Origin of the sequence: Luteimonas sp. 22616, assembly GCF_052044325.1 — a bacterium.
Lineage (GTDB): Bacteria > Pseudomonadota > Gammaproteobacteria > Xanthomonadales > Xanthomonadaceae > Luteimonas.
Genome location: NZ_JBQEMW010000002.1, coordinates 715,769 through 731,852, shown reverse-complemented (window position 1 = coordinate 731,852; position 16,084 = coordinate 715,769). Strand labels below are relative to the sequence as shown.

11 protein-coding genes are annotated in these 16,084 nt (G+C 68.9%); 5 read left to right on the top strand and 6 right to left on the bottom strand.

What is annotated here, in order from left to right:
* The first annotated feature begins 47 nt into the window (after positions 1 to 47).
* The 5 genes from ACTJIL_RS15675 to sigJ all read left to right on the top strand — a co-directional run bounded on the left by ACTJIL_RS15675 (position 48) and on the right by sigJ (position 5,426).
* On the top strand, positions 48 to 776 hold the full coding sequence (locus ACTJIL_RS15675) for an SDR family oxidoreductase (RefSeq protein WP_440756538.1): 729 nt from the start codon (positions 48 to 50) through the stop codon (positions 774 to 776).
* Positions 770 to 2,218: an efflux transporter outer membrane subunit gene (locus tag ACTJIL_RS15670; protein ID WP_440756537.1), complete on the top strand. Its 1,449-nt coding sequence runs from the start codon at positions 770 to 772 to the stop codon at positions 2,216 to 2,218. Before ACTJIL_RS15675 ends, ACTJIL_RS15670 begins: the two co-directional genes overlap by 7 nt.
* Before the next feature lie 161 nt (positions 2,219 to 2,379).
* Positions 2,380 to 3,792: a M28 family metallopeptidase gene (locus ACTJIL_RS15665; RefSeq protein ID WP_440756536.1), complete on the top strand. Its 1,413-nt coding sequence runs from the start codon at positions 2,380 to 2,382 to the stop codon at positions 3,790 to 3,792.
* 253 nt (positions 3,793 to 4,045) lie between these two features.
* Complete coding sequence (locus tag ACTJIL_RS15660) at positions 4,046 to 4,477, top strand: carboxymuconolactone decarboxylase family protein (RefSeq protein ID WP_440756535.1); 432 nt, start codon at positions 4,046 to 4,048, stop codon at positions 4,475 to 4,477.
* A 16-nt stretch (positions 4,478 to 4,493) separates the two neighbouring features.
* Entirely contained in the window at positions 4,494 to 5,426 is a 933-nt protein-coding gene (sigJ, locus tag ACTJIL_RS15655) for an RNA polymerase sigma factor SigJ (RefSeq protein ID WP_440756534.1), read from the top strand.
* A 58-nt stretch (positions 5,427 to 5,484) separates the two neighbouring features.
* Here the strand turns inward: sigJ and dcp are convergent, their stop codons facing one another.
* The 6 genes from dcp to ACTJIL_RS15625 form a co-directional block, all read right to left on the bottom strand.
* Positions 5,485 to 7,644, bottom strand: coding sequence for a peptidyl-dipeptidase Dcp (gene dcp / locus ACTJIL_RS15650; protein ID WP_440756533.1), 2,160 nt, complete (start codon positions 7,642 to 7,644; stop codon positions 5,485 to 5,487).
* Between the two features lie 167 nt (positions 7,645 to 7,811).
* The gene (locus ACTJIL_RS15645; RefSeq protein WP_440756532.1) at positions 7,812 to 9,422 is read right to left on the bottom strand and encodes a serine hydrolase; all 1,611 of its coding nucleotides are present in this window, start codon (positions 9,420 to 9,422) and stop codon (positions 7,812 to 7,814) included.
* 116 nt (positions 9,423 to 9,538) lie between these two features.
* Complete coding sequence (locus ACTJIL_RS15640; protein WP_440756531.1) at positions 9,539 to 10,648, bottom strand: YkvI family membrane protein; 1,110 nt, start codon at positions 10,646 to 10,648, stop codon at positions 9,539 to 9,541.
* 136 nt (positions 10,649 to 10,784) lie between these two features.
* Positions 10,785 to 11,825, bottom strand: coding sequence for a DUF1611 domain-containing protein (locus ACTJIL_RS15635; protein ID WP_440756530.1), 1,041 nt, complete (start codon positions 11,823 to 11,825; stop codon positions 10,785 to 10,787).
* Between the two features lie 56 nt (positions 11,826 to 11,881).
* Positions 11,882 to 14,248, bottom strand: coding sequence for a TonB-dependent receptor (locus ACTJIL_RS15630; protein ID WP_440756529.1), 2,367 nt, complete (start codon positions 14,246 to 14,248; stop codon positions 11,882 to 11,884).
* A 100-nt stretch (positions 14,249 to 14,348) separates the two neighbouring features.
* A complete protein-coding gene (locus ACTJIL_RS15625; protein ID WP_440756528.1) occupies positions 14,349 to 16,073 on the bottom strand; it encodes an N-acyl-D-amino-acid deacylase family protein in 1,725 nt (574 codons plus the stop codon).
* Positions 16,074 to 16,084 lie beyond the last annotated feature (11 nt).

The window sequence follows — 16,084 nt, the reverse complement described above, 5'->3', positions numbered from 1 at the left end:
ACGCCGCGACGCTTGCCGACCCTCTCATTGAAATACGGAGTACTGACATGCACAACGAAAAGATCGCCCTGGTCACCGGCGCCACCCGCGGCATCGGCCTGGAAACCGTGCGCCAGCTTGCCTCCCACGGCGTGCACACGCTGCTGGCCGGGCGCGACCGCGGCCGCGCAGTGGACGCCGCGCTCGCGCTGCAGGCGCAGGGCCTGCCGGTCGAAGCCATCGCGCTGGACGTGACCGACGCCGACGGCATCGCCGCCGCCGCGCGCGAGGTCGAGCGGCGCCACGGCCGCCTGGACATCCTCGTCAACAACGCCGGCATCTTCCGCGACGACTTCGACAAGACACCGTCGGGGCAGACGCTCGAGGCCTGGCGCGAAACCTTCGACACCAACCTGTTCGGCGTCATCGCGACCACCCAGGCGTTCCTGCCGCTGCTGCGCAAGTCCGCGGCGGGCCGCATCGTCAACCTGTCGAGCGCGCTGGCGTCGCTGGCGCTGCACAACGATCCGGCATCCGACATCTACGACTTCAAGGTGCCGGCCTATGACGCATCCAAGACTGCCGTCAACGCCTGGACCGTGCACCTGGCGCACGAGTTGCGCGACACGCCGATCAAGGTCAACGCAGTCGATCCTGGTTCGGTGAAGACGGACATGAATCAGCACGGCGAACTCGACATCGCCACCGGCGCGCGCGGCAGCGTGCTGATGGCGCTGCTCGACGAGGCAGGACCGACCGGCAGCTACACCCACCAGGGCGAGGTGCTGCCATGGTGACCGCGAGGACATTGCTGCCATCGCTGCTCGCCGTCGCACTGTCGGCGTGCACCGTCGGCCCCGACTACGTGCGCCCCGACGTACCGGTGCCGGATACCTTCATCCAGTCGCAGGCCCCGGCCGATGCGAACGAAGCCGCGGCCGCGGTCGACCCCGCGTTCTGGCAGGCCTTCGGCGACCCGCAACTGACCGCGCTGGTCGAACAGGCGCTGGCGTCCAACCACGACCTGCGCATCGCGCTGGCCAATTTTGATCGCGCCAACGCGCTGCTGCGCGGCTCGAAGTTCGATTACTTCCCCACCATCACCGCCAGCGCCGAAGGCAGCGACAGCCGCGCCAGCGCCGACCAGGCACCGGGCGTGGCGCGCGGCGACCGCGACGGCGAAAGCTACAGCGCCGGCCTCGATGTCGCGTGGGAGCTGGACCTGTTCGGCCGCATCCGCCGCAACGTGGAAGCCGGCCGCGCCGGTGCCGCCGCCAGCGCCGCCGACCTGGAAGCGGCGCAGGTGGCGATCGTCGGCGAGGTCGCGCGCACCTACTTCGACCTGCGCGGCCTGCAGGAACGGCTGCGGGTGGCCCGCGGCAATGCCGACAACCAGCGCGAAACCCTGCGCCTGGTGGACGCGCGCCTCGACGCCGGGCGCGGCACCGAGTTCGACACCGCGCGCGCCCGCGCGCAGCTGGAAGCCACGTCGTCGCGCATCCCGGCGCTCGAAGCGCAGCTCGCGTTCGACATGCACCGGCTGGGCGTGCTGGTCGGCAGGACGCCCGACGCGCTGGTCGCGCAGCTGGAGCCCAGTCGTCCCCTGCCCGCGCTGCCGGCGAAACTCGATGCCGGCACGCCGGGCGAACTGCTGCGGCAGCGCCCCGACATCGCCGCCGCCGAACAGCGCCTGCACGCGGCCACCGCGCGCATCGGCGTGGCCACCGCCGACCTGTTCCCGCGCTTCACCCTGGGCGGGCTGATCGGCAGCCAGGCGATCGACACCAACATGCTGTTCGAACGCAGCAGCGAAACCCGGTTCGTGGCGCTGGGCATCGACTGGTCGTTCCTCGACATCGGCCGCGTGCGCGCGCGCATCGCCGCCGCGGACGCCGATGCCGAAGGCGAACTGGCCCGCTACGAACAAACCGTGCTGCTGGCGCTGGAGGAAACCGAGAACGCACTGGTGCGCTACGCCCGCGCACGCACCGAGGATGCGCACCTGGAACGCGCCGCCGCGGACAGCGCCACCGCCGCGCGCCTGGCGCGGGTGCGCTTCGACGCCGGCGCCGTCGACCTGTTCGAAGTGCTGGACGCCGAGCGCACGCAGCTGCAGGCGCAGGACGCCTTCGCCGCCAGCCGCACGCGCAGCGCGGTCGGCGCGGTGTCGCTGTACGTGGCGCTGGCCGGCGGCTGGCCGGACGCCTTGCCGATGCGCGAGGCGGTGGGCAAACGCTAGCGTCCGCCAGCCACGCCGCTTTCGCGTCGCGACATCCGCGCTGGCGTGCAGGCGACCTGTGGTGCGCGTCGGCGAGGGTGCCGGCGGAGCCGCGCGTGCATTCGCGCAGGCCGGTCGTGATGGCGTAGGGTTGCGCCTTCGCCCGTTATCCGGAGCCTGCCATGCGCCGCCAGCTCGTCATCGCCCTGTCCGCCTGCCTCGCCGCGCCCGCGCTCGCCGCCGCTGCGCCGCCAACGGCGCCGCCGGCCACGCAGGCGCTGCTGTACGAGATCGGCACCGCGCCTTCCGCCGCGCGCATCGAGGCCGACATCCGCAAGCTGGTGTCGTTCGGCACCCGGCATACGTTGTCGGAGACGAAGTCGGACACGCACGGCATCGGCGCCGCACGGCGCTGGATCCACGCCGAGTTCGAGCGCATCTCCGCACAGTGCGGCGGCTGCCTGGAGGTGATCGACGTGGCCGGCACGATCTCCGGCGAGGAACGCATCCCCGAACCGACCGAAGTGGTCAGCGTGCTCGCGATCCAGCGCGGCACGAGCGACCCCGGCCGCTACGTGATCATGAGCGGCGACATCGACTCGCGCGTCTCCGACGTCATGGACTTCACGTCCGATTCGCCGGGCGCCAACGACAACGCCTCGGGTGTCGCCGGCACGCTGGAAGCCGCGCGGATCCTGTCGCAGCGCAAGTTCGCCGGCACCATCGTCTACGCCGCGCTGTCGGGCGAGGAGCAGGGCCTGTTCGGCGGCAAGATCGTCGCCGCGAAGGCGCAGAAGGAAGGCTGGCGCATCGAGGCGATGCTCAACAACGACATGATCGGCAACATCGCCGGGCTCAACGGCGTGATCGACAACGCCACCGCGCGCGTGTTCGCAGAAGGCACGCGCGTGACCGAGACGTCGGAGGAAGCGAGGCAGCGCCGCTTCACCGGTGGCGAGGTCGACTCGCCCACCCGCAACCTGGCGCGCTACATCGACCGCATGGCCGACCTGTACGTGCCCAACCTCGACGTGATGATGGTCTACCGGCTCGACCGCTTCGGCCGCGGCGGCCACCACCGCCCGTTCAACGACCTGGGCTACCCGGCGGTGCGGGTGATGGAGACCAACGAGAACTACCACCGCCAGCACCAGGACCTGCGCACCGAGACAGACCCGCAAGGGCAGCGCATCGCCTACGGCGACGTGATCGAGGGCGTGGACTTCGACTACGTCGCCAAGCTGACCGCGCTCAACGCGGTGAGCCTGGCCGGCATGGCCTCGGCGCCGCCGCCGCCGGCGAACGTGTCGATCGAGGGCGCGGTGACCGCCGACACCACGCTCAAGTGGACGCGACCGCCGGCAGCACAGGCGCCGGACCTCGCCGGTTACAGGATCTACTGGCGGCTGACCACGCAGCCGCAGTGGACGCACAGCGTGTATGTCGGCGACGTGACGCAGCACATGCTCAAGAACGTGGTGATCGACAACTATTTCTTCGGCGTGGCGGCCGTGGGCAAGGACGGCTCGGAAAGCCCCGTGGTGTTCCCGGGCGCGGCGGGCAGCTTTGGCGACTACGGACCCATGCGCGACTGAGTGAAGTGAGGCGCTCCCTTCTCCCTCCGGGAGAAGAGCCTGCCCCCGCGAAGGCGGGGGTGCCCGCAGGGCGGATGAGGGAAAGGGCTTCCAGATCACATGCAGACGCGGATGCTGATGCTGATGATCTCTGCCCTCATCCGTCGCTTCGCGCCATCTTCTCCCTGAGGGAGAAGGAAAGCGGGATGTCACAGGGCGACGGGCTGGATCGTCAATCAGGCAAGGCACTCCGCCTGACCCCAAGGAAATCCCCATGAAGAACGAGAACACCATCCGCTACCCGCAGCAGGCCCCCGCCGTCATGCAGGTGCTGGCCCAGGTCAACCCGGCCATCAACGCCCTCGGACTCGACACCAGGCTCCACCACCTGGTCGTCCTGCGCGCCTCGCAGATCAACGGCTGCGCGCACTGCGTGAAGATGCACACCCACGACGCACGCAAGGATGGGGAAACCAGCGAGCGGCTCGACCGCCTGGTGGTCTGGCAGCACGTGGACGACTACAGCCCGCGCGAGAAGGCTGCGCTGGCGTTCACCGAGGCGATGACGCGGCTCGACGACCAGTCCGTGCTGCCGGAGCTTCGGGCCGCACTGCGAGAGCACTTCACCGAACAGGAGGTCGCCGCACTCGGCGCGGACGTGGCGATGATCAACTTGTGGAACCGCATCTCCATCTCGAACCAGTGAGCCGCGACCAGTGACGATGGACGCCCGCGATTGCCTCGCACAGTTCGAGCAGGCCCGCCCGGGCCTGCTCGGCCTGGCCTACCGCATCCTCGGCTCGCGCGCCGATGCGGAGGATGCCGTGCAGGACACCTTCCTCAAGTGGCAGGCCAACGACCGCACCGGCATCGACAACCCCGGCGCCTGGCTGACCACCGTCTGCACGCGCCACTGCCTGGACATTCTGCGCTCGGCCGACCGCGCGCGGGTCGAGTACGTCGGCCCATGGCTGCCGGAACCGGTGCAAACCGCCAACGACGACGTCATCGGACACGCGTCGGAACACACCTGGTCAGAGCACGCCTCGCCAGAGCATGCCGCCGCGCTCGCCTCCTCGCTCACCACCGCCTTCCTGCTCGCCCTGCAGCGGCTCACCCCGAAAGAGCGCGCGGCCTACCTGCTGCACGAGATCTTCGACATGCCCTACCCCGAGGTCGCGCACACCCTCGACCTGCAGGAGCCGGCGTGCCGGCAGCTGGTGGCGCGTGCGCGCGCGCATATCGAACAGGCGAAGGTGCGGCACGTCACCCCGCCGGAACGACAACGCCGGTTGCTCGCCGCGTTCGGCACCGCCATCGCCACCGGCTCGGTGGATGCGCTCGCCGGCCTGCTGTCCGACGAGGTGCGCCTGTCGGCGGACGGCGGCGGCAAGGTGTCCGCCGCGCGCCGCGTCATGCATGGGCCGGAGGAAGTGCTGCGCTTCGTCCAGGCCGGCCTGCACGCGTGGTGGGCGTCGGGACAGCTGGAGGAAGCGACGATCAACGGCAACCGCGGCTTCCTGTTCCGCGACGGCGACCACATCGACGCAACGGTGTCCTTCGCCTACGACGAGGCGGGCCTGCTCACCGACGTGTTCATCATGCGCAACCCGGACAAGCTGGCGCGGATCGGGACCGTGCCCGGGATCGCGTGACGATAACCGGAGGAGCCCTTCTCCCGCACGCGGGAGAAGGGCTTTGCCGCATCGCTGGCTACTTCAGCCCGCGGCTCTCCAGCAGCGGCTCCACGCTCGGATCCTTGCCGCGGAAGTCGCGGTAGAGGGTGGCGAGGTCGACGGTGTTGCCGCGCGAGAGGATCTTGTCGCGGAAGGTCTGGCCGTTCTCGGCGGTCAGGCCGCCGTGTTCCTTGAACCATTCGAACGCGTCGTCGTCCAGCACCTCGGACCAGAAGTACGCGTAGTAGCCGGCCGAATAACCGCCGCCCCAGATGTGGTCGAAGTAGCTGGTGCGGTAGCGCGGCGGCACTTCCGGCAGGTCGACCTTGAAGCGCTTCAGCGCGTCCGCCTCGAACTTGTCCACATCCTGCACCGGCGCGTCGGCTGGCAGCGTGTGCCAGGCCATGTCGAGCAGTGCGGCCGACAGGTATTCGGTGGTCGCGTAGCCCTGGTTGAAGGTGCGCGACTTCTTGATCTTGTCGACCAGCGCCTGCGGCATCGGTTCGCCGGTCTCGTAGTGCTTGGCGTAGTTGGCGAACACCTTGGGGTCGGTGGCCCAGTGCTCGTTGAACTGCGACGGGAACTCGACGAAGTCGCGCGAGGTGCTGGTGCCGGAGATCGACGGGTACTTCACGTCCGAGAACATGCCGTGCAGCGCGTGGCCGAACTCGTGGAACATCGTGGTCACGTCGTCGAACGACAGCAGCGCCGGCTGGCCGGGTGCGGGCTTGGTGAAGTTGGCGACGTTGTAGACCACCGGCTTGGTGCCGGTCAGGCCGTTCTGGTCGACGAACACGTCCATCCACGCGCCGCCGGACTTGCTGTCGCGCTTGTAATAGTCGGTGTAGAACAGCGCCAGCGAGCTGCCGTCCTTGTCGAACACCTCGAACACGCGCATGTCCGGGTGGTAGACCGGAATGTCCTTGCGCTCCTTGAACGTGATGCCGTAGAGCTGGGTGGCGGCGAAGAACACGCCGTTCTGCAGCACGTTGTCGAGCTCGAAGTAGGGCTTGATCTGCGCCTCGTCGAGGTCGTACTGCGCCTTGCGCACCTGCTCGGCATAGAAGTCCCAGTCCGATGCCGCCAGCTTGAAGCCGCCGCCCTGAGCATCGATCACCTTCTGCATCTCGGCGATCTCGCTGCGCGCCTTGGCGGTGGCGGCCGGCACGGTGTCGGTGAGCAGCTTGAGCGCGTTCTCCGGCGTCTTGGCCATCTGGTCGCCCAGCTGGTAGGCGGCGAAGGTGTCGTAGCCGAGCAGCTTGGCCTTCTGCGCGCGCAGCTGCGCCAGGCGCTGGATGGTCTTGCGGGTGTCGTTCTCGTCGTTGTGCTCGGTACGCGTCATCGAGGCCTCGAGGATCCTCGCGCGCAGGTCGCGGTCCTTCAGCGAAACCAGTACCGGCTGCTGGGTGGTGTTCTGCAGCGCGAACAGCCACTTGCCGTCGAGCTTGCGCGCCGCGGCGTCCTGCGCCGCTGCGGCGAGGTCGCCCTCGGACAGGCCGTCGAGCTTGGCCTTGTCGTCCACCACCACCGCGCCCTTGGCGGCGGCAGCGACCAGCATCGTGTGGAACTTCGTCGACAGCGAGCTCTCCTCGACGTTGAGCTTGCGCATCGTCGCCTTGTCGGCATCGGACAGTTGCGCGCCGGCGCGCACCAGTTCGTCATAGTCGCGTTCGACCAGGCGCTTCTGCACCGGGTCGAGCCCCAGCGTGTCGCGCTGGTCGTAGATCGACTTCACGCGCGCGAACAGCTTGGGATCGAGCGAGATCTCGTCCTGGTGCGCGGCGAGCTTGGGCGCGATCTCTTCCTGGATCTTCTGCCGCGCGTCGTTGGTGTCGGCCTGCACCAGGCCGAAGAAGATGCGGGCGACGCGGCCGAGGGTCTCACCGGTCTTCTCCATCGCCTCGATGGTGTTCTCGAACGTGGCCGGCTCCGGGTTGTCGGCGATCTTGCGCACCTCGGCCAAGTGCTGCTTCATGCCCTCTTCGAACGCCGGCAGGTAGTCGGCGTCCTTGATCTTGTCGAACGGCGGCGCCTGGAACGGCAGGGTGCTGGCGACCAGCAGCGGGTTCTCGGAGGCGGCGGGGGTCACGGCGGCAGACTCGGTCTTCTGTTCGGGGGACTGGGATTCGGGGGCCTGGCCGTTGCACGCCGCGAGGGCGAGGGTGACGGCGGCGGCGAGCGCGAGCGGTCGCATCATGGATGGCAACTCCTGTGTGGACGGGGCGGGGCCGGAAGCCGCACAGGGTAGCGCCCGGGCCGGGCCCGGGCATGTGCAATTGGTTCAGGCCGCCATTCAGGGCGTCAGGGCGCCGCCCATGCCGCCCGGCCCCGGCGCTGCGGCGCTGCCGGGCCCGGAGTCCCGATTCAGTCGCCCCGCACGGGCGTGAACAGCAGGTCCTGGTAGTCGTAGCTGAAGTCGGCCAGCGGCGACACCGCCTTCATCGTGATGCGCGCGACCTTGCCTTCGGCATCGAGGTTGAAGGTGACGTAGGCCGGCTCGATGGCCGCGTCGTCCCAGCGCGCGATGAAGGTGTCGTATTGGTAATGCTCCAGCGTGCCGGCCATGTTCGGCGTCTGCCTGAAGTCGATGCGCAGGCCCTGCCTGTCGCTTGCCTGCTGGTCGAACGCGACGGCGATCGGGCCGTACCAGTCATCCGCGTAGTCGCCGGCATATTCCCCGAGCGGCAGCGAAGGCTCCGTGTGCTTGCGCACGCCCGCGGTCGTCGCGTCGAGCGCGGCCACGCCATCGGCCAGTCGCTTGGTGTTCCATTCGCCGAATGCGGCGACCCAGTCGCGCTTCGGGAAGCCGAGGTAGTGGTCGAGCAGCTCGTTCATCACCCCGCGCAGCACCGGGTAATCCTCAGAGTTCATCTGCAGGGCAAAGCCGAGTTTGCGGTCCGGGACCAGCACGACCATCGTCAGCACGCCGAACACCGCGCCGCCGTGCTGCACCGTCTTGACCCCACGGTAATCCTGCACGCTCCAGCCGAGCGCGTAGCTGGAGAACTGCGGCGTCATCTCGCTGATCGGTGGCGGGTACGCGCGCACCGGGGTGAGCACCTGCGGCGTCCACATTTCGCGCGCACTGGCTTCGCTGTACAGGCGCTTGCCCTTGCCGCCGGGCAAGGCCCCCTGCCCCAGCTGGACCTGCAGCCAGCGCGCAAGATCGTTCGCGCTCGACGACAGCCCGCCCGCCGGCGCCGCGACCTGGCCCAGGCCCTCGCGTTCGGGCAGCACGACCTGCGTGCCCAGGCCGCGCACGCGGCCATCGATGCGCGCGTGCGGATGCGCGCGATTGGGGTTGGCGAAGCGCGCGGTCTCGTCGCTCACCGAGTCGGCCATTCCGGCCGCACGGAAGACGCGGTCGCGGATGAAGCTCTCCCAGCTCTGCCCGCTGACCGCCGCGACCAGTTCGCCGGCGACCACGTAAAGGATGTTGTCGTAGGCATAGCCGCTGCGGAAGCTGGCGGCCGGTGCGATGTGGCGCAATGCGCGCACCACGTCGGCGCGGCTGCGATTGGTGCGCGGCACGTACAGCAGGTCGCCCGCGCCGAGGCCCAGGCCGCTGCGATGCACCAGCAGGTCGCGCACGGTCATCTCGCGCGTGACCCAGGCATCGTGCATGCGGAAGTCGGGCAGGTGGTCGATGACCTTGTCGTCCCAGTCGAGCTTGCCTTCGTCGACGAGGATGGCGATCGCCGCCGTGGTCACCGCCTTGCCGGTGGAGCCGGTCGGGAAGATGGTGTCGGCGTCGACCTGCTCCGGCGAACCGAGCTTGCGCACGCCGTAGCCCTTCGCGTGCACCACTTCGCCGTCCTCGACGATGGAGACCGCGAAGCCCGGCGTGCCGTATTCCTGCATCGCGGCTTCGACGCGCGCATCGAGGTCCGACGGCGGTGCAGCGAGGGCGCTCGTGGCGAGCAGCAGCGATACCGCGAAGGTGGTGAACCGCAGGCTTCTGGGGATGGACAACATCTTGACCTCCTGGCCGGACCGGCAGTGAAGATTGCGACGGCTGTTGTGGGAGCGGCCATGGCCGCGATCGGAGCGAATCGCGGCCATGGCCGCTCCCACAAGAGCCCTTGGACTGCTCATGCCGCGGCAATCCGCTGCGGGCGCCGCCACAGCAGCCACACACCCCAGGTCATCAGCGGCAGCACATAGATGACCAGGAACACCCAGGTCAGCGTGCCGTAGCCCTTGGCGATCAGGTCGACCAGGCCGACCGCGCTGGCGGCATACACCGCAACCAACATCACGCCCACCGCGATCGCCGGCCGCAGGGCCTGCGGCATTGGCCGCCGCCGTTCCTCGTAGGATTTCGCCACGCGCTCGTTGATCGCGTGCAGCAGCGCCACGCCGGTGTCGACCAGCGTCAGCAGCACCGCGACCTGGAACGCCCACTCGAACCACGGCGCCTGCAGCCTGGCCAGCAGGAAGGCCGATGGCAGCGCCTCCGCACCGATCTCGTGGTAGTAGCCCATCATCGCGATGTAAAACACCACCCCCGGCAGCATGCCGAGCGGGCCGGCAAGCGCGCCGGCGACGAGCGCTTCGCGGCGGCGACCGAGATGGCGGATGCAGAACAGCACCGCGGGAATGGTGGCGACGTTGTAGCCGGCATAGGTGACGCCGGCCTCGAACCAGTTGCCGGTGACCGGTACCGACGCGAAGTTGGCTGCGATGCGGTCACCGAACGCGACCACGCTCCACACCACGAACACGAAGTAGACCAGGTACAGGTAGCCGACCGACACGGTCAGGAACTTCTCGATCACGGCGCTGTTGAAGAACAGCATCGCGCCGGTGGCGGCGATCATCGCCAGCGAACCGGCCAGCTTCGGCAGCCCGAACAGGCTGTGGAAAATCTCGCCAGCGGCCGCGCCCATCACCGCCAGGATCACGATCATCAGCAGGAAGTAGCCGATCTCGAACACGAACCAGCCGCGGCCGAGCAGCAGCTTGAAGAACGAGCGGTAGTCGTAGGCGCGCGCGACGCGGGCCAGCTCGAAGCTGGCCATCAACACCGCGCTCCACACCAGCATGCTCACCACCATGCCGAGCAGGCCGCCCCAGGGGCCCGCCGGCAGGAAGAACTCCACCAGCTCGCGCCCGGTGGCATAGCCGCCGGCGATCACCGCCGCCTGGAACACGAAGCCCGGCAGCAGGTAGCGCTGGAACCAGTTGGACTTTGCGGTCATGGCGCGCTCGCGTGCAATGCAATCCGCGCGGAGGGATTCCGCTGGCTTGTCCCGGCAAGATTCCTTACGGCGTCCGGAATGACAAGCCGGGTTTGTCCGGGCATTTCATCGATCGCGTCGCAGGCAGGCACGAGGCTCATACCAGGCAGTCCTCCACCAGCTGCTCGAAAGCCGCGCCGCCGCGCATCGGATCGGCGACCGCGCAGCCCAGGCGTTCGCTTTCGTTCGCGAGCAGGCGCAACGCATCCGCCTCGTCCAGGTGCGAGGTATTGAGACTGACGCCGGCGCAGCGGATCGCCGGATTGGTGCGGCTCCCGAGCTGCAATGCCAACGCGATGGTTTCCTCAATGCCCGGCAACGCGAAGCCCGGATGCCCAAGCACGCGCTCGCGCCCGGGCTGGTGGCAGACCACCACGACATCCGGCTGGCTGCCATGCAGCAGCGCCAGCGAGACGCCGGCATAGGCGGGATGGAACAGCGAGCCCTGTCCTTCGATCACGTCCCAGTGATCGGCGGCGGCATCGGGCGACAGCATTTCCGCGGCGCCGGCGGCAAAGTCGGACACCACGGCGTCCATGGGAATGCCGCCGCCGGCAATCAGGATGCCGGTCTGGCCGGTGGCGCGGAAATCGGCATCGATGCCACGCGCGGCGAACGCGCGCGCCAGTGCAAGCGCGGTGTACTTCTTGCCCAGTGCGCAGTCCGTTCCCATGGTCAGCAGCCGCTTGCCGCTGCGCTTGGCGCCGCTGGCCACCGGGATGTCGCGCGGCGGCTCGCGCAGGTCGATCAAGCGCCTGCCGAATCGTGTCGCGGCCCCGCTCAGCGCCGCGATGCCGCCCAACCTCGCGTGCATGCCGCCGACCAGGTCCAGGCCGGCTTCGAGCGCCTGCAGCAGCGACGGGAGCCAGCTGTCGGGGATCCGCCCACCGGGATTGGCGACGCCGATCACCAGCGACCGCGCACCGGCCGCACGCGCCTGCGCCGGCGTCATCGGCGCCAGGCCTGCACTGACGGTGCCGCCGTGGCAGGCGAATTCGCCGATGCACCGTTCGCGCGCCCAGTCGCGCAGGCCGAATGCGGTCTTGGCGTACGCCGGCTCGACGATGTCGCCCAGGAACAGCAGGTAGGGCTGCGGCAACCTTTCGATTTCACGCAACAGGGGAACGGCGGTCTGCATGCGGTGCTCGGGTCCTTGCACGGTCGGGCGCCGTCTGCCTTCGCGACGGCACGCGATCAGAATCGGTAATCGAACTCCAGTCCGAAGGTGCGCGGCTGGATCGGCACCGCGGAGAACTGATGGGTGATCCCCGTCACCGCGCCGGTCTGGTCGGCGATCGTCGAGTAGGCGCGCTTGTCGGCCGCGTTCTTGACGTATCCGCGCAGCGTCCAGCGGCCGTTGGCGAGCGATGCGTACAGATCGAGGGCGCCATAGCTGTCGATGGTCAAGGGCTTGGTGATGGTCGTGTCCAGCACCGTGCGAGGATCGGCGATCGCGATCACCTCCCGCTGGGTGGTGCCGTTGGTCCGGTCGTCGACCCAGCGGAAACCGCCGCCGAAGCCCGCGCTCCAGCCGCCGCGCAGTGCAACGTAGTAGTCGACCGTGGCCGACCACGTCAGGTCGGGCACGTAGGGCATGCGGTCGCCGCCAAGGCCGGTGTTGATCTCGAGCACGCCGCCGGGAAGGTCCGGATCCAGCGGCACGACGATGACCCGGAAGTCTTCGTCGAGCTTCGAATCGTTGTAGGCACCGTTGAGGCCGAGCGTCAGGCCCGCGAGCGGGCGCCACTGCAGCGAAGCCTCGAGGCCGCGACTGGTGGCCCTGCCGCCGTTGACCAGACCGCTGACGCCATTGACCAGCGACGCGACCTGGATGTCCTTCCAGTCGATCTGATAGGCGACGACGTCCAGCTGCAGGCGCCGCTCCTGGAACGCGGCCTTCCAGCCCAGCTCGTAGCTGGTCAGCGTCGAGGAATCGACGGCGGACGGCAGGCCCACGGCGACGATGTTGGGGCCGCCGGGCTGGTAGCCGGTGGAGGCCTTCGCGTACACCATCGAATCCGGGCTGATCTGGAACTGCGGCGTGATGCTCCAGGTGAACACGTCCTCGCTGGAGGTGTTGTCGACCAGGCCGAGGGGAATCAGCACGCCGCCGACCACGTTCTGCTGGAACTCCTGGTCGTTGCGCGAGAAGCGCACGCCGCCGCCGAGCTTGAACCGGTCGGTGAACCGGTACGAGGCGTTCGCGAACACCGCGACCTCCTCGAACGTGCTCGGGATGTGCAGCTCGCCGAGCACGCCGATGATGCCGTCCCAGGGCGCCGGCAGCGGCGAGCCGTCGAGCTGGTTCAGCGCGACATACTGGTAGTTGTTGCCGTCCTCGTTCGAGTAGAAGCCGCCGACCAGCCATTCGAACGGCTGGCCCGATTTCGACTGCAGGCGGAACTCCTGGGTGAACTGGGTGAGGTCGAGTACGTTGTCCATGTACACCGAACCGGCCTCGAGGGTCGGGTCCATGGCCTGGAAGGCGAGCGGGTATTCGCCGTAGCTCAGGCTCAGATCGCCGCGGGTGGCGGTATGGGTATCGGCGTAGCTCGTCGCCGAGATGACGTCGGCGAAACCCAGGTCCTTGTCGATGGTGAGCGAGTAATGGTCGACGTCCTTGCGGAACGGTTCGTCGACGTGGATCACATTGGCCAGGCCGGCGATCGGGCGCCGCGTGTCCGGGTCCAGCGCGATGGTCCCGTTGTTGTCGCTGTCGACCTCCTGCCGCATCACGGCGAACTGCACGCTCGACGTCTCGCCCTCCCAGCGCATCGAAACGCGCGCGCTGGTCTGCTCGCCCTCGTTGATGTCGCTACGGCCGTCGACCAGGTTGTCGACGTAGCCCGGAATTCCGTTCCGGGCGTAGCTCGCGCGGATCGCAAAAACATCCTCGACCAGCGGGAGATTCATGCCGAAGCGATAGCTGTAGCCGGTCGCACCGTCGCGGGGCGACGACAGCCCGCCGCCGATGCGGAATTCCTGCTGCGCGGTGTCGGGCTTGCGCATCGTGTACTTGATCAGGCCGCCCATCGCGCCTGCGCCGTACAGCGTGCCCTGCGGGCCGCGCAGCACTTCGATGCTCTCGACGTCGTAGGGCAGCAGGTCCAGCTGGTACAGCGTCGCCTGCTGGTAGAGGCTGTTGGAGCCGACCGGGGTCTCGTCGACGTAGGTGCCCACGGTCGACCCCGGCGACAGCGCCGCGATGCCGCGCATCGACACCTGCACCTTGCCCGGCGTGCCGCTCGACTGCACCTGCAGGCCCGGCACGTAACTGGCGTAGTCGGACATCTGCGTCGCGTTGAAGTTCTCGAGCTGCTGCTCGCCGATCCTGGTGATCGCGGTGGCGACTTCGCGGATGTTCTCCTGGCGCTTGTTCGCGGTCACGATCACGCGGTCGAGTTCCGTGGCCTCGGGGCCCGCGGGTTCGACAGGCGCCGCGGCCGCGGCCGCCGTGTCCTGGGCCAGCGCGGCGCCGGCGGTCGAGAGCGCCATGGCGGCGCCGATGGCGAGCGCCAGCCGTGAATGGCGCGTGCGTTCGATGGACCTGGATGCGGTCATGGCTCTTCTCCCCCGAGGCTGCGATCCTGATCAGGGATAATGATCCCAATCAGAGAATTGTCAACACGTATGGAAAATACCGTCTTCATGGGGGACGGGCTTATCGGCCTACCGGCTCCGCTGCGGGCCCGGGCCCGCGCCAGCCCGGCCCGCGCACCACCCGCCCGGGCGTGGCGCCGGTGTGCTCGCCGTCGCGCAGTACCTGCACCCCGTTGACGAAGACATGGTCGACGCCGGTCGCGTACTCCCGCGGCGCCGCATAGGTGGCGTGGTCGGCGATCGTCGCCGGGTCGAAGACCACGATGTCGGCGAAGCAGCCGGGGCGCAGGCAGCCGCGATCGACGAGCTTCCAGTTCGCGGCCGGCAGCCCGGTCAGGCGGTGGACGCCCTCCTCCAGCGACATCAGGCCGCGGTCGCGCACGTAGTGTCCGAGGAAGCGCGCCACGTTGCCGTAACCGCGCGGGTGCGTGCTCGACTTGAGGAAGACGCCCTCGGGTGCCGACGAGTCCGCGTCCGAACCCAGGGTCACCCACGGCTGGGCCAGGCCGAGCTCGACGTTGTCCTCGCTCATCAGGAAGTACGCCGCACCGACACGGGAATCGTCCTCGACGATCAGGTCGAGCACCGTTTCCTCCCCCGAGGTCCCGCGCTCGCGCGCGACCTCGGCGAGCGTGCGGCCGGTCAGCGGCTTGAGCGCCGGGTTCTTGAAGTCGATCAGGATCAGGCGCTCGTCGGAACCGGCGAGCAGGCGCAGGTTCTCCCAGTCGACGTCGGGGTCGCGCATCTCCGCGAGCACGCGCGCCCGGATGGCGGGGTCCTTCAGCCGCGCGACCATCGCTTCGTGGCCGCCGGCCTGCACCCATGGCGGGAGGGCGGCGGTCAGCCCGGTGGCGCCGGCGGTGTAGGCATACATGTTGGCGCTGATGTCGAGGCCTTCGGCGCGCGCCGCCTCGATTTTCGCGACCGCCTGCGCCATCTTCGGCCAGTTCTTCTCGCCCGCGGCCTTCAGGTGATAGGCCTCGGCGCGCTGGCCTGTGGTGCGCGCGATGGCGATGGTCTCGTCGAGCGCCTCGAGGAAGCGGTCGGCCTCGCTGCGCATGTGCGCGACGTAGCCGCCACCCGATTCCGCCGCGGCCTGCGCCAACGCGATCAGTTCCGGCGTTTCGGCGAACGCCGCCGGCGGGTAGATCAGGGAGCTGCCGACGCCAAGCGCGCCTTCGCCCATCGCCTCGCGCACCAGGTCCTGCATGCGGGCCAGCTGCTCCGGGGTCGGGTCGACATCGTCCTCGCCCAGTTCGTGGATGCGCACGGTGGTCGCGCCGACAAAGGACGCCACGTTCGGCGTGACCCCGCGCTTCTCGAGGAATTCGAGGTAGTCACCCAGCGTGGTCCATTGGATCGGGTAGCGGATATCGCCCTGCTGCTTGAGCGCATCGCGCTTCATGCGCGCATCGAGCGGCCCCATCGACCAGCCTTCGCCGAAGATCTCCAGGGTCACGCCCTGCCTGGTATCGCTCATGCCGCGGCCGTCGACGATCAGCGAATCGACCGCCCAGCTCAGCACGTTGATGAAACCCGGCGACACCGCGCGGCCCTGTGCGTCGAGCACCCGTTCGGCGGAAGCATCGCTGCCCGCCGGCAGCAGCGCCGCGATGCGGTCGCCGCGCACGGCCACGTCGACGCGTTGGGGCGCGGCGCCGCTGCCGTCGTAGACGGTGCCGTTGCGTACAAGCAGGTCGTAGCGCTCCGATGGCGCGTCGGCCACCGGCGTCGTGCCGCAAGCGGCCAGGGCAAGGGTGAGCAAGGCAAGCATCAGGCGCGGCATGGTCGGAGCTC